Annotated in this window: 21 protein-coding genes; 14 read left to right on the top strand and 7 right to left on the bottom strand. The window is 72.9% G+C overall.

Annotated features, from left to right (window positions below):
• Nucleotides 1-32: 32 nt before the first annotated feature.
• On the bottom strand, nt 33-461 hold the full coding sequence (locus tag QRN89_RS04885) for a type II toxin-antitoxin system Rv0910 family toxin (RefSeq protein ID WP_290348123.1): 429 nt from the start codon (nt 459-461) through the stop codon (nt 33-35).
• A gap of 246 nt (nt 462-707) precedes the next feature.
• Between QRN89_RS04885 and QRN89_RS04880 the strand changes: the two genes are divergently transcribed.
• The 3 genes from QRN89_RS04880 (at nt 708) to QRN89_RS04870 (ending at nt 3546) form a co-directional block, all read left to right on the top strand.
• The gene (locus QRN89_RS04880; protein WP_290348122.1) at nt 708-1283 is read left to right on the top strand and encodes a Clp protease N-terminal domain-containing protein; all 576 of its coding nucleotides are present in this window, start codon (nt 708-710) and stop codon (nt 1281-1283) included.
• A gap of 40 nt (nt 1284-1323) precedes the next feature.
• The gene (locus tag QRN89_RS04875) at nt 1324-2316 is read left to right on the top strand and encodes an EamA family transporter (RefSeq protein ID WP_290348121.1); all 993 of its coding nucleotides are present in this window, start codon (nt 1324-1326) and stop codon (nt 2314-2316) included.
• A 240-nt stretch (nt 2317-2556) separates the two neighbouring features.
• Nucleotides 2557-3546: a DMT family transporter gene (locus QRN89_RS04870; RefSeq protein WP_290348120.1), complete on the top strand. Its 990-nt coding sequence runs from the start codon at nt 2557-2559 to the stop codon at nt 3544-3546.
• A gap of 277 nt (nt 3547-3823) precedes the next feature.
• On the opposite strand, the gene QRN89_RS04865 is transcribed toward QRN89_RS04870, so the two are convergent.
• Nucleotides 3824-4495: a pyridoxamine 5'-phosphate oxidase family protein gene (locus QRN89_RS04865; protein WP_290348119.1), complete on the bottom strand. Its 672-nt coding sequence runs from the start codon at nt 4493-4495 to the stop codon at nt 3824-3826.
• A gap of 36 nt (nt 4496-4531) precedes the next feature.
• Here QRN89_RS04865 and QRN89_RS04860 point away from each other — a divergent pair, with 36 nt between their 5' ends.
• The gene (locus tag QRN89_RS04860) at nt 4532-5863 is read left to right on the top strand and encodes an aminotransferase class I/II-fold pyridoxal phosphate-dependent enzyme (RefSeq protein WP_290348118.1); all 1332 of its coding nucleotides are present in this window, start codon (nt 4532-4534) and stop codon (nt 5861-5863) included.
• 140 nt (nt 5864-6003) lie between these two features.
• Here the strand turns inward: QRN89_RS04860 and QRN89_RS04855 are convergent, their stop codons facing one another.
• The gene (locus QRN89_RS04855) at nt 6004-7065 is read right to left on the bottom strand and encodes a DMT family transporter (protein ID WP_290348117.1); all 1062 of its coding nucleotides are present in this window, start codon (nt 7063-7065) and stop codon (nt 6004-6006) included.
• 73 nt (nt 7066-7138) lie between these two features.
• On the opposite strand from QRN89_RS04855, the gene QRN89_RS04850 reads away from it, so the two are divergent.
• Nucleotides 7139-8038 (top strand): LysR family transcriptional regulator, encoded by a 900-nt coding sequence (locus QRN89_RS04850; protein WP_290348116.1) that lies wholly within the window; start codon nt 7139-7141, stop codon nt 8036-8038.
• Nucleotides 8039-8251: 213 nt separating this feature from the next.
• On the opposite strand, the gene QRN89_RS04845 is transcribed toward QRN89_RS04850, so the two are convergent.
• A complete protein-coding gene (locus QRN89_RS04845; RefSeq protein WP_290348115.1) occupies nt 8252-8719 on the bottom strand; it encodes a pyridoxamine 5'-phosphate oxidase family protein in 468 nt (155 codons plus the stop codon).
• Between the two features lie 238 nt (nt 8720-8957).
• Here QRN89_RS04845 and QRN89_RS04840 point away from each other — a divergent pair, with 238 nt between their 5' ends.
• Nucleotides 8958-9608, top strand: a complete 651-nt coding sequence (locus QRN89_RS04840; protein ID WP_290348114.1) for a cysteine hydrolase family protein — start codon at nt 8958-8960, stop codon at nt 9606-9608.
• A gap of 30 nt (nt 9609-9638) precedes the next feature.
• Here QRN89_RS04840 and QRN89_RS04835 read toward each other — a convergent pair whose 3' ends face one another.
• The gene (locus QRN89_RS04835; protein ID WP_290348113.1) at nt 9639-10133 is read right to left on the bottom strand and encodes a Rieske (2Fe-2S) protein; all 495 of its coding nucleotides are present in this window, start codon (nt 10131-10133) and stop codon (nt 9639-9641) included.
• Between the two features lie 113 nt (nt 10134-10246).
• Between QRN89_RS04835 and QRN89_RS04830 the strand changes: the two genes are divergently transcribed.
• From QRN89_RS04830 to QRN89_RS04800, 7 genes are all read left to right on the top strand, one after another.
• A complete protein-coding gene (locus QRN89_RS04830) occupies nt 10247-11101 on the top strand; it encodes a HipA family kinase (RefSeq protein WP_290348112.1) in 855 nt (284 codons plus the stop codon).
• Nucleotides 11098-11493, top strand: coding sequence for a DUF3037 domain-containing protein (locus QRN89_RS04825; RefSeq protein ID WP_290348110.1), 396 nt, complete (start codon nt 11098-11100; stop codon nt 11491-11493). Before QRN89_RS04830 ends, QRN89_RS04825 begins: the two co-directional genes overlap by 4 nt.
• A 182-nt stretch (nt 11494-11675) precedes the next feature.
• Nucleotides 11676-12437, top strand: a complete 762-nt coding sequence (fabG, locus tag QRN89_RS04820; RefSeq protein WP_290348109.1) for a 3-oxoacyl-ACP reductase FabG — start codon at nt 11676-11678, stop codon at nt 12435-12437.
• Between the two features lie 16 nt (nt 12438-12453).
• A complete protein-coding gene (locus QRN89_RS04815; RefSeq protein WP_290348108.1) occupies nt 12454-13227 on the top strand; it encodes an SDR family oxidoreductase in 774 nt (257 codons plus the stop codon).
• Nucleotides 13228-13345: 118 nt separating this feature from the next.
• On the top strand, nt 13346-14926 hold the full coding sequence (locus QRN89_RS04810) for an ABC transporter substrate-binding protein (RefSeq protein ID WP_290348107.1): 1581 nt from the start codon (nt 13346-13348) through the stop codon (nt 14924-14926).
• A 99-nt stretch (nt 14927-15025) separates the two neighbouring features.
• Complete coding sequence (gene ung / locus QRN89_RS04805; RefSeq protein ID WP_290348106.1) at nt 15026-15709, top strand: uracil-DNA glycosylase; 684 nt, start codon at nt 15026-15028, stop codon at nt 15707-15709.
• A gap of 111 nt (nt 15710-15820) precedes the next feature.
• Nucleotides 15821-16294: a hypothetical protein gene (locus tag QRN89_RS04800; protein WP_290348105.1), complete on the top strand. Its 474-nt coding sequence runs from the start codon at nt 15821-15823 to the stop codon at nt 16292-16294.
• A gap of 47 nt (nt 16295-16341) precedes the next feature.
• Here the strand turns inward: QRN89_RS04800 and QRN89_RS04795 are convergent, their stop codons facing one another.
• Together QRN89_RS04795 and QRN89_RS04790 are read right to left on the bottom strand one after the other, a co-directional pair.
• The gene (locus QRN89_RS04795) at nt 16342-16851 is read right to left on the bottom strand and encodes a DinB family protein (RefSeq protein ID WP_290348104.1); all 510 of its coding nucleotides are present in this window, start codon (nt 16849-16851) and stop codon (nt 16342-16344) included.
• Nucleotides 16848-17513, bottom strand: coding sequence for a TetR/AcrR family transcriptional regulator (locus QRN89_RS04790; RefSeq protein WP_290348103.1), 666 nt, complete (start codon nt 17511-17513; stop codon nt 16848-16850). The genes QRN89_RS04795 and QRN89_RS04790 overlap by 4 nt, the downstream gene beginning before the upstream one ends.
• 76 nt (nt 17514-17589) lie before the next feature.
• On the opposite strand from QRN89_RS04790, the gene QRN89_RS04785 reads away from it, so the two are divergent.
• The gene (locus tag QRN89_RS04785) at nt 17590-18813 is read left to right on the top strand and encodes an FAD-dependent monooxygenase (protein WP_290348102.1); all 1224 of its coding nucleotides are present in this window, start codon (nt 17590-17592) and stop codon (nt 18811-18813) included.
• Nucleotides 18814-18831: the final 18 nt, after the last annotated feature.

The raw sequence follows: 18831 nt of genomic DNA, 5'->3' as shown, positions 1-18831 counted from the left end.
TCGCTTCCCGCCCGGTGCGTGCGCCGGGACCGTCAGCTCACCAGTCCTCCCAGCTTGCGCAGCGACTCGTTGAGCGCGGCGGTCGCCGAGTCCGTGAGCTTGCCCGCCATCAGCGAGACGGCGGCCCCCGTGAACTCCCCGTCGATGCGCACGGTCGTGGCCTCGCCCTCCGGGGTGAGGGTGTAGCGGGTGCCGACGAGGACGCCCATCGGGCCCTTGCCCCTGATCGCGAGCACCCGCTCGGGCTCCAGTTCCTCCACCGTCCACTGCACCTCCGCCGGGAAGCCCATGAGCTTCATGTTCTCGGCGAAGGTCGCACCGGTCTCGAGGGTCTCCGGCCCGCCCTGCGGAAAGCTCGTGTGCGTGGCGTTCCACCGGCCGTACGAAGCGAAGTCCGTCAGCTGGGCCCACACCTTCCCGGCGGGCGCCCCGATACGTGCGTCCGCGCTGACCTCGGCCATACGACCACCTCTTCTCGTCGGGCTCGGCGCCCTTCGGGTTCCGGTGTCGCGGAACGTAGCCGCGCGGCCTGCAACATTCAATACTGATGAACTGTCAGATCCGGTGGGGGTGTGACGGCGGACGCCGGCCTCCCGGCGGTGGGGGAGTGCCGCTTCGCCCCCCCGGGGGCGTCCCTCCTCCGCAAGGAGGAGACCCGGCACGCCGTGCCCACCTTCCGCGGGATGCCCGAATGCTCCCCTGCGGCGATGACCGGTCCCGTTCCCGGCTGGTGGGGTGGGACCGTGCACTTCCCTGTCCCGCGCGTCCCCCCGCAGCCCGCTCCCGGATCCACCGGGACCGACGCCGGACTCTCCGAGGAACTGGCCTCGGTCGTCGCCGGCGCGCGCAGGCGCGCGCTGCGGGACGGCGACCGCCAGATCGACACGGCCCATCTGCTGCACTCCCTGGTCGAGTCCGAACCCGAGGTCCGGGCGGCCTTCGGCGGCCCGGACCAGGTCGCCCGCGTCCTCGGCTATCTCGTGCAGCGCAGCATCGGGTACGGGCTGCGCTGGCAGGCGACGGTCGAGGACTCCGGCGCGAACCCGGTGGCCCCGCCGGCCCGGGACTCGGGGCAGACGAGCTGGTCGCCGTCGGCCGCGGCCGCGATGCTGAGGGTGCGGGAACGGGCCGCGGGGCGCGGCGATCCGCGTGCCGGCGGCCTCGATCTGCTCGCCGAACTCGCCGCCGACCGGCACTCCAGGGCCGTCGAAGTCCTCGTGCACGCCGGGGTCGACACCGAGCGGCTGACCGGCCGGATCGGCGAGCTGTCTCAACAGGTGTGACGGACGTGACGGTCCTGACGCGGGATGCCATGATGTGCCGATGCACGCGTCTCGGGACAGGAACGCCGGGCTGGGACTCGCCCTGGCATCGGCGTTCGCCTTCGGTGGTTCAGGTGTGGCGGCCAAGCCGCTCATCGAAGCGGGGCTCGACCCCCTGCATGTGGTGTGGCTGCGAGTGGCCGGTGCCGCCCTCGTCATGCTCCCCGTCGCCTGGCGCCACCGTGACCTCCTGACACGCAAACCGGCGCTGCTCGCCGGATTCGGCATGCTCGCCGTCGCCGGTGTCCAGGCGTGCTACTTCGCCGCGATATCCCGTATCCCCGTGGGTGTGGCACTCCTCATCGAGTACCTGGCGCCGGCTCTCGTCCTCGCCTGGGTCCGCTTCGTCCAGCGCCGCCCGGTCACCCGCGCCGCCGCCGTCGGCGTCGTCCTCGCCGTCGGCGGACTCGCCTGTGTCGTCGAGGTCTGGGCCGGGCTGAGCTTCGACGCGATCGGCCTGCTGCTGGCCCTCGGGGCCGCCTGCTGCCAGGTCGGCTACTTCGTGCTGTCCGACCAGGGGGCCGACGGCGACGACGCGGCCGACCCGCTCGGCGTCATCGCGTACGGACTGCTCATCGGCGCGCTCGTGCTCACCGCCGTCGCCCGGCCGTGGCAGATGGACTGGCGGGTGCTCGGCGGCGGCGCGGGCATGGCCGGGACCACCGTCCCGGCGGCACTGCTGCTCGGCTGGATCGTCCTGATCGCCACCGTCGTCGCCTACGTCACCGGCGTCGTGTCGGTCCGCCGGCTCTCGCCGCAGGTCGCCGGGGTCGTCGCGTGCCTGGAGGCCGTGATCGCGACCGTGCTGGCCTGGGTCCTCCTCCGAGAGCACCTGTCCGCCCCCCAGATCATCGGCGGCGCCGTGGTGCTCGTGGGCGCGTTCATCGCGCAGTCGTCCACGCCGAAGGCCGCATCGGGGCCGGTGGCGGGCGGATCCGGGACCGTGGCCGGGGCTGCCGACGGCGACTTGGCGGCCGAACGGGCGGCGGTCTAGGGTGGCGATCATGCATTCGACCGTCCTCCCGCCTCCCGCCGCGTAGCGCGGGCGGTTCACCGCCGACGAAGACCGGTTCCGGGGTGTGGAGTTCCCCCGGGCGGTTCGTCGCTGCCCGCGCACGGAGTCCAGCGGCCAACTGTCCTGTCTTCCGGCCCGCATCGGGACGCGCTTCCCCACACCCGTCGAGGGGCGGGCCCCCCGGGGACGAACCCCGGACACCCAGCACGGAGTGCACACGTGTCGAATCCATCTACGGCTGCCGTCGCCGGCCTGCCCGTCGGGCGCAGCCTGTTCTACCTCGTCGTCGCCGGTGTGGCCTGGGGGACCGCCGGGGCGGCCGCCTCACTGGTCTTCGAGGCCAGCGATCTGGGCCCGCTCGCCCTGTCCTTCTGGCGCTGCCTGGGCGGGCTGCTGCTGCTCGCGGGCGCGCTCGCGCTGCGCGGGCGGAGGACGGCGCGGACCGGTGCCGCCGTCGTGGCCCGGCCGGAAACGCGCCGCCGCAGGCTGCTGCGCATCCTCGGCACCGGCGTCGGCCTGACGGTCTTTCAGAGCGCCTACTTCGCCGCCGTCGAGCAGACCGGCCTGGCGGTCGGCACGGTGGTCACCCTGGGCGCCGGGCCCGTACTGATCGCCCTCGGTGCCAGGATCACCATGGGGGAGCGGCTCGGGGGCGGCGGGATCGCCGCCGTCGCCGGGGCGCTGACCGGGCTCGTGGTGCTGGTCCTGGGCGGCGGGAGCGGCACGGTACGGCCGCTCGGCGTGACACTCGCGGTCGTCTCGGCCGCGGGCTACGCGGCCATCACCCTGATCACCCGCAGGCTCGGCCGTGACGGCGCCGGCCCCGACCCCCTGTCGACGACCCTGTGGACCTTCGTGGTGGGCGCCGTCGGTCTGCTCCCGGCGGCCCTCGTGGAGGGTCTCCTGCCGCACACCGCGGAGCCGGTGCGGGTGCTGGGCATGCTGGTGTACATCGCCGCGGTGCCGACGGCCCTCGCCTACGCGCTGTACTTCGCGGGGGCAGCCGTCGTCCGCGCCGCGACGGTGTCGGTGATCATGCTTCTGGAGCCGGTGAGCGCGGCGGTCCTGGCGGTGACCGCGCTGAACGAGCGGCTGACCTCGGCGACGGTGGCCGGGACGGTGGTCCTGCTCGCGGCGGTCGTCGGGCTGGCCTGGCAGGAGACCCGGCCGGCGGCGGGGCGGCGCGGCACCGTGGACGCACCGGCCTGACCGGGCGGTGTCCTCCGTCGACGGGCGCCGGCGGAGACCGCGGCGGGCGCGACGGCAGCGCAGGCCACCACGGCCGGAGGCTCGGGGCCGGGCGTTCACGAGAACCGCGTGTCGCCGGCGGGAGCCGGTTCCGCGCGGGGCGGCGTCCGCGGTGGGGCAGTCGCTCGGTGGACGGCGACGGCCACCGTCTGTGCCGGGGCCGGGCGGCCGCGGCCGCCCGCCGCGTCGCGGCCGGATCGCGCGCTGTCAGCGGTCCGGCCGGCCCCGGGTCCCGTGGCTACAGCGCGGACAGATACGCGGGCAGGGGCACCGACGGGTCCAGGTCGTCCGCGGGGACCGGCGCGCCGTATCCCCGGACGAGGGGGACGACACCGGTCCAGTGCGGAAGCGCCAGGTCCTCGAGGTCGTCGCTCGGGCCGCCCGTGCGGACCTTGGCGGACACCTCGTCCAGATCCAGCCGGAGCACCGCCGTCGCGGCGAGCTCCCTGGCGTTGGCCGGACGCGAGTCGGCGGAGCGGCCGGGGACGACGTGGTCGACCAGGGCGTCGAGCGCGGTGCGCTTCTCCTCCGGGTCGGTGACCTGGCGTGCGGTTCCGTGGACCACCACCGACCGGTAGTTGATCGAGTGGTGGAACGCCGAGCGGGCGAGGACCAGACCGTCGACATGGGTGACGGTCAGACAGACCTCCAGACCGGGATCCGCCTGGCCCGCCATGCGCAGCGGACGGGAACCGGTCGAGCCGTGCACGTACAGCCTGTCGCCGACGCGGCCGTAGAGGGTGGGCAGCACGACGGGCGCCCCGTCGCGGACGAAGCCGAGATGGCAGACGGAGGTCTCGTCGAGTATCGAGTGCACCAACTCGCGGTCGTGGGACGCGCGCTCCCGCGACCGCGTGGGCACGGTCCGCTCGGTGGCCCGGTAGGACGGTGACGCCTGCGAGGGTGTCATGTGCGGTCTCCATTGCATTAGTGCATAATCGTGTTTGTGCTAGGAGACTATCGGATCGAGGGCCGCGGCGCATCGGAGATCGCGGCCAGCATCGAGCGCGGGGTCGGTTCGGGGGACCTCGGGCCCGGCCAACTGCTCCCGCCCATGCGGGAATTGGCGGCATCACTGGGTGTCAACCCGAACACCGTGGCATCCGCGTACCGGACGCTGCGCGACCGCGGCGTGATCGAGACCGCCGGCCGCAGAGGCAGCCGTGTGCGGGAGCGGCCGGCCAGCACGGCGCGCGGCTCGCTCACGATCGACGCCCCTCCCGGCGTGCGGCAGATCTCCGAGGGCAACCCGGACACCACCCTGCTGCCGCCGCTGCACGACGCCTTCGCCGCGGCGGCACGGCACCACGACGCCGGTCCGGTGCTCTACGGGCAGGCCGCCGTCGACCCCGACCTCGCACGGCTCGCGCGGGCCGGACTGGACGAGGACGGGGTGCCGGACGGTCCGGTCGCCGTCACCTCCGGTTCGCTCGACGCCATCGAGCGCGTGCTGCACGCCCATCTCCGCCCCGGGGACGCCGTGGCCGTGGAGGACCCCGGCTGGGGCAGCCTGCTCGACCTGATCCCGGCGCTCGGGCTGCGGACGGTCCCGGTCGCCGTCGACGACGACGGGCCGCGCCCCGAGCACGTCGAGCGGGCGCTCGACCGCGGGGCCAGGGCCCTGGTCGTGACCGACCGCGCCCAGAACCCCACGGGTGCCGTCGTCTCCGCACCACGCGCCCGTGAGCTCCGCGACGTGCTGGCCCGGTATCCCCGGACCCTGCTCGTCGAGGACGACCACGGCCATGCGATCGTCGGCGAGCCACTGCACCCCCTGGCCGGGGTCACGGACCACTGGGTGCTCGTACGCTCGGTCGCCAAGGCGTACGGTCCCGACCTCAGACTCGCCGTGCTCACCGGTGACCGGGTCACCCTCGACCGGGTCCAGGGGCGGCAGGGGCTCGGCCCCGGCTGGGTCAGCCGGCTGACCCAGCGCGCCGTCGTCGAGCTGTGGACCTCGGGTGCCGTCGATCCGGTGGCCGTGGCGGCCGCCTACGGACAACGGCGCGACGCGCTGCTGAGTGCCCTGGCGGAGCGGGGCGTCGAGGCCCGCGGCCGCAGCGGGATGAACGTGTGGGTGCCCGTGGCCGACGAGACCGGCACCGTGGCCCGTCTGCTGCACGCCGGCTGGGCCGTCGCTCCCGGAGCCCGTTTCCGCATCTCGTCCCCACCCGCCGTGCGGCTCACGGTGTCGGGACTGGCGGCCGACGACATCACCGCGCTCGCCGACGCGGTGGCCCGGGCGGTCGGCCCGGTGCCTCCCCGCAGCTACGGCTGAGCCCCCGTACGGGCGCCTCGCCGCGCTCGCTGTCACCGCACGCCTGCGGTCACGGCGGGCCGTGGCGCTCGCGGCCGCGCGGCTCGCGCCGCCCACGATCACGGCTCGTCGCGTCCACGGACCGGGCCGGCCGCCCACGGTCACGGACGGATCCGACGCGTCCGTGTCGCCGGCCGCCGAACGCGCCGCCCCGCCCGCTTCGGGCCGGACCTGCTCTGGGTGAGCGCGGCTCCCGCCAGCACGATCAGGGCGCCGACGGGAGTGTTCCAGCCCAGCCTCTCGTCGAGCAGCGTGACCCCCGCGGCGGTCGCGATGACCGGGATGAAATAGGTGACCATCGTCGCGGTCGTGGGCCCGACCTCGGCGACCAGCCCGTACTGCAGCAGCATCGCGAAGCCGGTCCCCAGTGCGCCCAGCGCCACCACGGCGAGCAGCGGAACCACCGGCAGTGAGCTCGGCAGTGTCGTGAACAGGGGCGTCACCACCGCCAGTTGGAGCGTCGCCAGCATCAGCTGTGCCCCGGTCAGGGACAGGTGCGAGTGGGACGAGCCCGCGAGCGTACGGCGGACGTAGATCCAGCCGACCGGGTAGCTCAGGGAGGCGAGCAGGGCCATCGCCGTGCCGCCGACGTCGAGTCCGGAGAAGCCCTGCCAGGCGCCCAGTACGGTGAGCACGCCGATGAACCCGATGCCCAGACCCGCGACACGGCGGCGCGTGGGCCGGTCCTCGGAGAGCGCCACCAGCGACAGCGCCATGCCCCACAGCGGGGACGTCGCGTTGCAGATCCCGGCCAGTGTCGAGGGGATGGTCAGCTCCGCGTAGGCGAAGAGCGAGAACGGCAGCGCGTTCAGGAAGAACGCCGCGACGGTCAGATGCGCCCAGGTCCGAGCCCCCCGCGGCGGCCCTTCGCGTCGCACCGCCATGGCGGCGGCCAGCACGGCCGTACCGAAGAGCAGCCGGCCGAAGGTGACCTGGAACGGGGCGTAGCCCTCCGTGCCGACCTTGATGAGCAGGAAGCTGAAGCCCCAGATCAGGGCGAGCACGGCGAACCTCAGGCGCCAGCCGAAGGCGGGACGGCGGCGGTCGGCGGCGGACGGACCCGCGGGGGACGGGGTGGGTGCGGAGGGCGGGCCCGCGGGGTGTGAGGCGGACGCGGATGCTCCGGAGGGCTCCGTGCGGGACGGCGGCGTGGCGGTGGTCATGGCTCCACCCTGGAGCCAATGTCCTCTTAGAACAAGCGAGACTTCTTTCAGTCATCCGATTAGCATTGCTTACATGTTGAATCTGGAGCGCCTGCGGACCCTGGACGCCCTGGCCCGGCACGGTTCCGTCAGCGCGGCGGCCGACGGGCTGCACGTCACGACCTCGGCCGTGTCCCAGCAAATGGCCAAGCTGGAGCGCGAAGTGGGCCAGCAGCTGCTGGCCAAGAACGGACGCGGGGTGCGGCTCACGGACGCCGGACGCCTCCTCGCCGACCACGCCGCCCGCATCCTGTCGCAGGTGGAGCTCGCTCAGGCCGACATCGAGGCACAACGGGGCCAGGTGGTCGGCGAAGTGCGGCTCGGCGCGTTCCCGACGGCCGCCCGGGGGCTGTTCCCCGCGGCGCTCACGGCCCTCCGCGCCGACCACCCCGACCTGCGGGTCCGCACCAGCGAACTGGAGCCGGAGTACGCCCTGCGGCAGGTGATCCGCGGCGATCTCGACCTGGCGATCGCCCTGGACTGGAGCAACAAGCGGCTCCCCGTGCCAGGCGGACTCACGCGCGAGCCGCTGCTGGACGACGCCGCCGACGTGGCGATGCCGGCCGACCACCCGCTGGCCGGCCGTGCCGACGTGGACCTGGAGGACTTCGCCGACGACGACTGGGTCTCCTGGCCCGAGGGCGAATTCTGCTACGAGTGGCTGGTCTTCACCCTGCGCGCCAAGGGCATCGAACCCCGCATCGCCCATCTCGCGGGCGAGCACCACACCCAGCTGGCGCTGATCGCGGCGGGCCTCGGAGTCTGTGTGACCCCGCGACTGGGCCGTGGTCCGGTCCCCGAGGGCGTCAGGCTCGTCCCGGTGCGCCAGAAGGTGCGCCGGCACATCTACGCGGTCTGGCGGGCGGACGCGGACCGCCGTCCGTCGATCCGCGCGGCGCTGGCGGCGCTGCGGTCGGCCGCGGCGACGGCCTGACACCCGGCGCCGGACCCCGCCCCGGTGCCCCGGTGGCCGCAGACCGGACACCGCTGCGGGGCCGGCCCGGTGGCCAGGTACGGGGCCGGCTGCGCCGACGGCCGGGCGCGGTCCGCCCGCCCCTCGACCCCGCACGCGCCTCCGCCCGCCCGGTCCACGGGGCGGCCCCACCACCCGCCCGGACGTGTCACGTCGGCCGTGCGCCCGGCTCGGTCAGAGCGCGCTCAGCTTGCGGAAGTCCCACGACGCGATCGCCTCCGGCGTCAGCCGGAGCCAGGCGTGCCTGCCGTCGTGCGGCATCGAGTCCAGGCCGAAGTTCTTCCGGGCGAACAGCTGCTCGGGGGCCTCGAGTTCCGGGCAGGGCTCCCCGGTGCGCGGGGCCTCGCCCACGAACTCCGCGGTGCCGGAGAGCTCCACGCCGCGCAGCTCGCCGTACTCCTCCCCGGCGTCCACGACGACCGCGATGCGCGGATCACGGCGCAGCTCGGACCACCGACGGCTGCGGGTGATCGAGTACAGCCACAGGGAGGTGCCGTCCCACACGAACCACAGGGCACTGACGTGGGGCATGCCGTCCGGCGAGACCGTGGCCACCCGGCAGGTGCGCTGCTCGGAGAGGAAGGCGTCCAGCTCGGCGGGCGACATCATGATCCGCCGGCCCCGGCGCTGTGTGACGGCCATCGACGGCCCTCCTCCCGCCGGCCGGCATCCCGCCGGCGGCCGACTGATGTGGTGTCAGAAATCATGCGGGGTCTTCCCTCGTGACGCAATGGCCGTTACCGTCGCGCGCCCGGGTCACCCCGGATCGTCCCGGGCCCGCGAGGCCGTCGGTTCCCGGTGCCGCCGACCTTCGCCCGGGCACGACCCCGCCCGGCACCGACAGGGCCGTCCCGGCCCGCGAGAAGAGGAGGGGGCGCCCATGCCTTCGTACGAACAGCTGGTGGCGCAGCTCGATCCGGCCCGTACGGTCCTGCTCACCGTCGAGTGCCAGCAGGGCGTCGTCGGCCCGGACAGCGCCCTCCCGGAACTCGCGGCGCAGGCGCGGTCGTCGGGCGCGCTGGAGAACATCGGACGGCTCGTGGACGTGGCCCACTCCGTGGGGGTGCAGGTGATGCACGCGGTGGCGGAGCGGCGGCCCGACGGGCGCGGCGCCAGTGCCAACGCCCGTCTGTTCCGGGCCGCCGAGCGGCTGCCCGTCCAGCAGCACTCCGGCAGCAAGGCGGTCCGCGTCGCGGACCCCATCGAGGTCGCGGACGAGGACATCGTCGTACGCCGGCTGCATGGCCTGTCGCCGATCGCCGGCACGGACGTGGACGCGCTGCTGCGCAATCTGGGCTGCCGCACGCTCGTCGTCACGGGCGTGTCGGCCAATGTGGCGATACCGAACGCCGTCTTCGACGCGGTGAACCTCGGCTACACCGCGGTCGTACCCGCGGACGCCATCGCGGGGGTGCCCCCCGAGTACACCCCCGCGATGATCAGGAACACGCTCGCTCTCGTCGCCACCGTCACCACCACGGACGACGTGCTCGCGTGCTGGAAGGCGCCCCGCCGGACCGCACGCACCTGACGTGCCCGGTCCGGAGGGTCCGCCTGCCGGTCAGGCGAGCTTGATGGAGCCGTCCTCGACGACGATGGCGGCGGCGGGCAGCGGCGTGGTCGCCGGGCCGCTCTTCACGCTGCCGTCGCCGGCGTCGAAGTTGCTGTTGTGACAGGGGCAGTTGATCATGCCGTCGGCGACGTCCTTGACCACGCAGCCCTGGTGGGTGCACTTGGACGAGAAGGCCTTGAACTCGCCCGCCGTCGGCTGCGTGACGACGATGTCGCCGATGACCTTGCCGCCGCCCTCCGGGATGTCCGCGACGTCGGCGATGACCTTGCCGCCGCTGCCGCCCGTCGTGCCACCGGTGCTGCCGCCGGTCGAACCGCCCGTGGAACCACCGGTCGAGCCGCCGTCCGCCGGACTCACGGTTCCGCTGCCCGAGCCCTCCGAGTCGCCGCACGCCGTCAGCGCCGCGGCGAGCCCGGCACCGCCGGCGGCCGTGAAGACGGTGCGACGCGCCACGGTGCGCGCCGGTTCCTGCGTTCCGGTCATGCCGCTCCCTTTCCACAGTCGGCCCCCGTCCCGGGCCGCTCGTGTTGTTCTACGGGACCGGGCCGCGGCTCGTTCAAGGGCCACGCCGGAAAACCGCAAAGTAATCTGGCGCAATGCTCTCCGAAGTCAAAGCGACCCGCTATGTCACGCCCTTGCGTGAGGGCGGCTCGCTCCCGGGCATCGTCGAGGCCGACGATCTCGGTACGTACGTCATGAAGTTCACGGGGGCCGGGCAGGGACGCAAGACCCTCGTGGCCGAGGTCGTCTGCGGGCAGCTGGGGCGCAGGCTCGGGCTGCGCGTCCCCGAACTGGTCCGGATGCAGCTCGACCCTGTCATCGGTCTCTCCGAGCCCGACCAGGAGGTGCAGGAGCTGCTGAAGGCCAGCGGAGGGCTGAACCTGGGGATGGACTTCCTGCCCGGCTCGATCGGCTTCGACCCGCTCGCCTACGAAGTGGACTCCGCGGAGGCGGGCCGCGTCGTCTGGTTCGACGCGCTGATCAACAACGTGGACCGGTCCTGGCGGAACCCCAACATGCTCGTGTGGCACGGCGACCTGTGGCTGATCGACCACGGCGCGACGATGATCTGGCACCACAACTGGCCCGGGGCGGCGGCCTCCGCCGCGAAGCCGTACGACGCGTCCGACCACGCCCTGGCGCCGTTCCGGCCGGACATCGCGGGCGCCGCGGCCGCGCTGGCCCCCCTGGTCACCCGCGAGCTGCTGACCGAGGTCGCCGCGGACGTGCCGGACGAATGGCTCGTGGACGAGCCCGGGTTCGACTCCAGCGACGCGGTCCGCCGCGCCTACGTGGAGGCCCTGCTGCCGCGGGCGGCCACGATCCACGAGCGCATCACGCTGGAGGCGCCCTCCAGGCCCCGGCCGTCCCAGGCGCCCGGCTGGCTCACCGACCACCTCGGCTCCTGGCCGCACCCCACCAAGACGAGCACGAAGGACGGCGGCCGGTGACCGAGCACGACCCCAGGCGGGATGTCTTCGAGTACGCGCTGCTGCGCGTCGTCCCGCGCGTCGAGCGCGGTGAGTGCTTCAACGCGGGCGTGGTGGTCTACTGCCGCGCGAGGTCCTTCGTGGCCGCCCGCACCCTTCTGGACGAGAACAAGCTGAGGGCGCTGGACCCGCGGGCCGATGTCACTGGGGTTCGGGCGGCGCTCCACGCCGTGGAGGGGGTCTGCCGCGGCGGCGAGGACGCGGGTCAGGCCGCGAGGGACGACGCGGGACGGCGCTTCCGCTGGCTGATCGCCCCCCGCTCCACGGTGGTGCAGCCGGGGCCCGTGCACACCGGTCTGACCGCGGATCCGGAGGCCGAGGTCGAGCGGCTGCTGGACGTCCTGGTGCGCTGAACGAGCTCATCCGCAGGAGCACGTGACGGGGGGCACCCGGTGTGCCGTTGACACCGGGTGCCAGGGCTTCTAGCGTCTCGTCTGCTGAAGGTACTAAGCGGTCGCTCACCCTCTCGGGTCGAGTCGACGGGCCGTGCCGGGCGAGCCGTATCCATGGGATCCGAGGGCGAGGAGAACGAACCATGTCCAGCAACGAGCAGCGCGTCGCGATCGTGACGGGGGCGGCGCGCGGCATTGGCGCCGCCACCGCCGTGCGTCTGGCGGCCGAGGGCCGTGCCGTGGCCGTACTCGACCTCGACGAGGCGGCGTGCAAGGACACCGTCGAGAAGATCACCTCCGCGGGCGGCAAGGCGATCGCCGTCGGCTGCGACGTCTCGGACTCCGCCCAGGTCGAGGCGGCCGTGGAGCGGGTCGCCGCCGAGCTCGGCGCGCCGACCGTCCTCGTCAACAACGCGGGCGTCCTCCGCGACAACCTGCTGTTCAAGATGAGCGAGTCCGACTGGGACATCGTGATGAACGTGCACCTCAAGGGTGCGTTCCTGATGGCCAAGGCGTGCCAGAAGCACATGGTCGACGCGGGCTTCGGCCGTATCGTCTCCCTCTCCTCCAGCTCCGCGCTGGGCAACCGGGGCCAGGCGAACTACTCGGCGGTCAAGGCCGGCCTGCAGGGCTTCACCAAGACGCTCGCCAAGGAGCTCGGCAAGTTCGGCGTCACCGCCAACGCCGTCGCGCCCGGATTCATCGTCACCGAGATGACCGCCCAGACCGCGGCCCGGGTCGGCATGGGCTTCGAGGAGTTCCAGGCCGCTGCCGCCACCCAGATCCCGGTCCAGCGGGTCGGCCGCCCGGAGGACGTCGCCAACGCGATCGCCTTCTTCACGGGCGACGACGCCGGATTCGTCTCGGGCCAGGTCATGTACGTGGCCGGCGGCCCGCTCAACTGAACCGGAGGTGACCGACATGACCGCACAGCAGCGAGAGCTTCCCCCGCTGTCCGGCAAGGCGGCCCTGGTGACGGGCGGCAGCCGCGGCATCGGCTACGGCGTGGCCGAGGCGCTCGTCGCCCGCGGCGACCGTGTCTGCATCACCGGCCGCGGTGAGGACGCGCTGAAGGAGGCGGTGGAGAGCCTCGGCGCGGACCGGGTCATCGCCGTCGCGGGCAAGGCCCATGACGAGGCGCACCAGGCGATCGCCGTCGAGCGCGCGATGGAGGCGTTCGGCCGGGTCGACTTCCTCGTGAACAACGCCGGCACCAACCCGGTCTTCGGCCCCATCGCGGAACTCGACCTCAACGTTGCCCGCAAGGTCTACGAGACGAACGTGATCTCGGCGCTCGGCTTCGCCCAGCAGACGTGGAAGGCCTGGCAGCGGGACCACGGCGGTGCGATCGTGAACATCGCGTCCGTCGCGGGGCTCTCCGCGTCCCCCTTCATCGGGGCGTACGGCATGAGCAAGGCGGCCATGGTCAATCTGACCCTCCAGCTGGCGCACGAGTTCGCGCCGGTCGTCCGGGTCAACGCGATCGCCCCGGCCGTGATCAAGACGAAATTCGCCGAGGCGCTGTACGAGGGGCGGGAGGCCGAGGCCGCGGCCGCCTATCCGATGGCCCGGCTCGGTGTCCCCTCGGACATCGGAGGCGCCGCCGCCTTCCTCACCTCCGACCAATCGGACTGGATCACGGGGCAGACACTCGTCGTCGACGGCGGTATTTTCCTTAACGCCGGAGTCCACTGAGCCGATTTTCTCCTGAATGGCTCAGGATTGCCTCAAGTGCCCCGCCGGACCACCACGTTGTTCCGGCGGGGCACTGCGGTATGGTTCGCCGACCCATGGCTGAACGAGGAGCGTGCACGTGTTCAACCGGACGATGCTGCAGGCGGCTGCAGCCCTTGCGTCCATATCCCTGGTGGCGGGATGCGGCCTGTTTTCGGACGATGACGCCGATGGGGCGAAGCCCATAGTGGTCGGTACGACGAGTGCACCCAGCACACTCGACCCGGCCGCCGCGTGGGACGGATCCTGGGAGCTCTACCGGAACGTCTTCCAGACCCTTCTGAGCTTCCCGACCGGAAGCACCACCCCCCAGCCGGACGCGGCCGAGACGTGCAAATTCACCAATCCGGCCAATACCGCATTCCAGTGCACGCTCCGCGAGGGCCTGACCTTCTCCAACGGCCACCCGCTGGACGCGGCCGCGGTCAAGCACTCCATCGACCGCATTCAGAAGATCGACGTGGACAGCGGTCCCAACGGTCTCCTCGGCTCGCTCCGCGAGGTCAAGCAGGACGACGAGCGTACCGTCACCTTCCACCTGACCAAGCCGGACACCACCTTCCCGTTCATCCTCGCCACGCCCGCGATGTCCCTGGTCGACCCGGCCGAGTACCCCGCGGACAAGCTCCGGGAGGACGGCAAGCTCACCGGCTCCGGCCCGTACGTCCTGGCGTCCTACCAGGAGGGCTCGAAGGCGGAGCTGAAGAAGAACACCCGCTACAACGGCTTCGCGGACCGCAAGAACGACGCCGTCACCATCCGCTACTTCAACCAGTCCGAGGCCATGGTCGCGGCGCTGAAGCGGAAGGAGATCGACGCCACCTACCGCGGTCTGACCGCTGAGGAGGTCGTGGACCTCCAGGAGAAGAAGAAGGCGAACGAGGGCCTCCAGCTCGTCGAGACCACCGGCGCCGACATCCGGTACCTGGTGTTCAACCCCTCCGACAAGTCCGTCCGCAAGCTGCCGGTCCGCCAGGCCATCGCCCAGGTCGTCGACCGCGGCGCGCTGGTCGGCAAGGTGTACCGGGGCACCGCCGAGCCGCTGTACTCGATGGTCCCCAAGGGCATCGCGGGCCACACCACCAGCTTCTTCGACAAGTACGGCGAGCCCGACGTCGCCAAGGCGCGGAGCATCCTCCAGGAGGCCGGCGTCGAGACTCCGGTGCCGCTGAACCTGTGGTTCACCACGGACCGGTACGGCTCCTCGACGGCGGCCGAGTTCGCCGAGCTCAAGCGCCAGCTGGACGGGTCCGGCCTGTTCCGGGTCAAGCTGCAGAGCAAGCCGTGGAAGACGTTCCAGCAGGGGTACAAGAACGGCGAGTACCCGGTCTTCGGGCGAGGCTGGTTCCCCGACTTCCCCGACCCGGACAACTTCATCGCGCCGTTCGTCGGCAAGGACAACGTGCTCGGCACGCCGTACGACAGCCCGGAGATCACCCAGCAGCTGCTCCCGGAGACCCGCCAGGAGAGCGACCGCGGTGCGGTGTCCAAGCAGTTCGAGCGGGCGCAGACGATCCTCGTGGACGACGTCCGGCTGCTGCCGCTCTGGCAGGGCAAGCTGTACGTGGCCTCGACCGAGGAGATCGCCGGCGCCGAGCGCGCCCTGGACCCGCAGACGGTCATGCAGCTGTGGGAGCTGCACCGCCAGACCAGCTGGTAGGCGGCCCGACCTCCGGGACGCCCCACCGCCGGGAGCGTTGTCAGTGGCCGCGGGTAGGTTCTGTGGTCGATGACTGATCGCACACCGGAGGTTGTTGACGTGACCGACACCGACATGCTGCCCGAGTCCTGGCGCGGCGTCCTCGGCGAGGAGCTCCAGAAGCCGTACTTCAAGGAGCTCGTCGACTTCGTCGAGGACGAGCGCGCCAGGGGGCCGGTGTACCCGCCGCGCGAGGAGGTCTTCGCGGCGCTGGACGCCACGCCCTTCGACCGGGTGAAGGTGCTGGTCCTCGGGCAGGACCCGTACCACGGCGAGGGGCAGGGCCACGGCCTCTGCTTCTCCGTGCGTCCCGGTGTCAGGACCCCGCCCTCGCTGCGGAACATCTACAAGGAGATGCAGGAGGAGCTCGGTCTGCCGGTGCCGGACAACGGTTATCTGATGCCGTGGGCCGAGCAGGGCGTCCTGCTGCTCAACGCGGTGCTGACCGTCCGCGCCGGTGAGGCGAACTCGCACAAGGGCAAGGGCTGGGAGAAGTTCACCGACGCGGTGATCCGCGCGGTCGACTCACGGCCGGACCCGGCGGTCTTCGTGCTCTGGGGCAACTACGCCCAGAAGAAGCTGCCGCTGATCGACGAGTCGCGCCATGTCGTGGTGAAGGGTGCCCACCCCTCGCCGCTGTCCGCGAAGCGCTTCTTCGGGTCCCGTCCGTTCACGCAGATCAACGAGGCGGTCGCCGCCCAGGGCCACGAGGCCGTCGACTGGCGCATCCCCGACCTGGGCTGACGCTGTTGGCGCACCTGGCTGACAGTTCGGGCCACCGCCCGAGCCTGTGCCGGATTGCCGCCGGTGGCGGCTAGCGTCGGGACGACGGGGTCGAGGTGCTGGAGGGCCGCAGTGGTGGAGCAGCAGGGGGCGTCGGGCGACGCGGTCACGACCAGGATCGGGCAGGCGATCATGCTGCTCCACGGCGGGGACCGTGAGGAGGCGCGCAACCGCTTCTCGGCGCTGTGGGCACAGCTCGGGCAGGACGGCGATCCCCTGCACCGCTGCACGCTCGCCCACTATCTGGCGGACACCCAGGACGACCCCGGTGACGAGCTCGCCTGGGACCTCCGGGCGCTCGCGGCGGCGGAGGCGCTCACCGAAGAGCGGCCGGAGCGGCGCGAGGCCGCCGTCGCGGTCCGGGGGCTCTATCCGTCGCTGCATCTGAATCTGGCCGCCGACTACATGAAACTCCATCGTCCCGAGGCCGCCCGGGTTCATCTCGAGCGTGCCAGGGCGGCCTCGGCGTCCCTCGGGGACGACGGTTACGGCGACGGGGTGCGGGCGGCCATCGAACGGCTTGACCGGCGGTTGTCCGGCCTCTGACGGTGTGCCTGCCGTCCGGGGCCGCCTGCCGCGAGGGGGAGGGCGCCTCAGGCGCCGGTGGCACCGTCGATCCGCTCCCTGAGGAGATCGGCGTGCCCGTTGTGCCGGGCGTACTCCTCGATCATGTGGACGTAGATCCAGCGGAGGCTGAACCGCTTCCCGTGGCGCTCCTCCTTGGAGAGGTCGTCCAGGGACCGTGGCGCCGCCAGCTCGCGGGCCCGGGCGATCTCGGCACGCCAGGCGCCGGCGGCGGCCTCGAAGGTGTCGTCCGCAGCGAGATGGAACTCCCCGTCCGGATCCTCCTCGCTGAAGTAGAGCGGCGGGGCGTCCTCACCCTCGAGGACCCGGCGGAACCAGATCCGCTCGACCTCGGCCATGTGCCGCACCAGCCCGAGCAGACTCAGTCCGGACGGCGGCACCGAGGCCTCCCGGAGCTGCGCGTCGCCGAGCCCGGCGCACTTCAGGGCGAGGGTCTCGCGGTGGAAGTCGAGCCACCCCTCCAGCATCTCGCGTTCACCCGCGACCGTGGACACCTGGGTCCGATGCGATGACGTCATGGGCCGATCCTCGGCGACAACGGCCCCACGCCGCCAGTGGATTGACGGACGGAGGCGGCCGGATCCCACGGGCCGAGCATGCCGCCGACCAGTTCCGCGAAGCCCTTCCTCAGCTCCTCCCGCGCGGGGACCGAGGCGTGGTAGGAACCGACGGCGCAGGAGAACATCAGCCCCTCGCACCAGGCCACCAGCGACAGCGCGTGCCGCTCCGGCTCCGCCGATCCCGCTCCCGCCATCAGCGCCACCAGCGGTTCGCGGAACGCCGCCCCCGCCCGGTCGTAGAAGGCCCGCAGCTCGGGACGGCGCGTCGCCTCGAGGGCGAGCTCGTAGCGGCAGACCAGCAGCCGGCGGTGACGGGTCAGATAGCGGTGGAGGGCGAGGGAGAGTGCGTCGAGCAGGTCGTCCGTGCCGCCCTGCGGAGAGGGCATCTCGGCGGGCACGAGCACCTGGGCCTCGCGCTCGGCCAGCCGTCGCACGGCAGCCTCCAGCAGTGCCTGCCGGGTGCGGGCGTGGTTGGAGGTCGACCCCTGCGGGAGCCCGGCCCGCTCGTCCACCGCCCGGTGGGTCAGTCCGCGCATCCCGCGCTCGGCGAGGAGGTCCAGCGCGGCGTCGGCGATCAGCTCGGCGCGCGGAGCGGACGGCCGGGAGGTGCGTGCGGTCATGGGGCCAACCTATCCCCATCACTACAGCTGTAGTACGGTGCTGTCCTCACTACAGATGTAGTTGCCAGGAGGAGTCATGGACCGGTCCCCGAGCCACCGACCGCCCCGTGCCGCCGTCGTCGGAGGCGGCATCGGCGGCCTCACCGCCGCCGTCGCACTGCACCGACGGGGGTGGGACGTCACCGTGCTGGAACGCGCCGAGGCCCTCGCCCCGGTGGGGGCGGGCATCGGCCTCGCCCCCAACGCCCAGCGCGCACTGGACGTCATCGGCCTCGGCGACCGGGTCAGGGACCTCGCCGCCTGGCAGGGCGACGGCGGACTGCGCGACCCCGCCGGGCGCTGGCTCCACCGCACCAGCAGCGCGGCCACGGCCAGACGCTTCGGCGGCCCGCTCGTCCTGCTGCACCGGGCGACCCTCGTCGGCATCCTGACGGGCGGCCTGCCCGCCGGGACCGTACGGACCGGCGCTCCCGCGGCGCTCGCGGACGCCGGCGACGCCCGCCGCCCCGCCGTCGTGACCACCCCGGACGGCGACGTCGAGGCCGACCTCGTCGTGGCGGCCGACGGGATCGGCTCGGCCGTGCGGCGCGTGCTGTTCCCCGGTCACCCGGGGCCCCGCTACTCCGGCTTCACCACCTGGCGCCTCGTCGTCCCGGCCCCCGCCCGCCCCTTCACCCCGCACGAGACCTGGGGCCGCGGGGCCCTCTGGGGCACCCAGCCCCTCAAGGACGGCCGTGTGTACGCCTACGCCTCGGCCGTCACCCCCGCCGGCGGACACGCCCCCGACGACGAAGGGGCCGAACTGCTGCGCCGCTTCGGCGACTGGCACGAGCCCGTCCCGGAGATCGTCGCGGCCGCCGGGCCCGGCGACGTGCTCCGCCACGACGTCCACCACATGGCCGATCCGCTGCCCGCCTATCACCACGGCCGGGTCGCGCTGCTCGGCGACGCGGCCCACGCCATGCAGCCCACCCTCGGCCAGGGCGGCAACCAGGCGATCGAGGACGCGATCGTCCTCGCCCACCACGCCGGCCGCGGGGACGACGTCGTGGGCATGCTCCCCGCCTACACCGGCGAACGGCTGCCGCGGACCATGGGCATCGTGCGTCAGGCCACCAGGACGGGCCGCATGGCGATGCTGAGCGGCGCCGGCGCGGTGGCCGCGCGCAACGCCCTCATCCGGGGCGTGTCCCGGCTCGGACCCGGCATCGTGCTGCGCGGCTTCGACGGCATCGCCGACTGGCGGCCTCCCGGGCGGACGTATGCTGCCGGGGCGGAGCGGACGACGGCGCCGCGCTGACGGCAGGCAGGACAGGGC

It is taken from the genome of Streptomyces sp. HUAS CB01 (genome assembly GCF_030406905.1).
Lineage (GTDB): Bacteria > Actinomycetota > Actinomycetes > Streptomycetales > Streptomycetaceae > Streptomyces > Streptomyces chengbuensis.
This window is presented reverse-complemented; position numbering and strand designations above follow the sequence as displayed.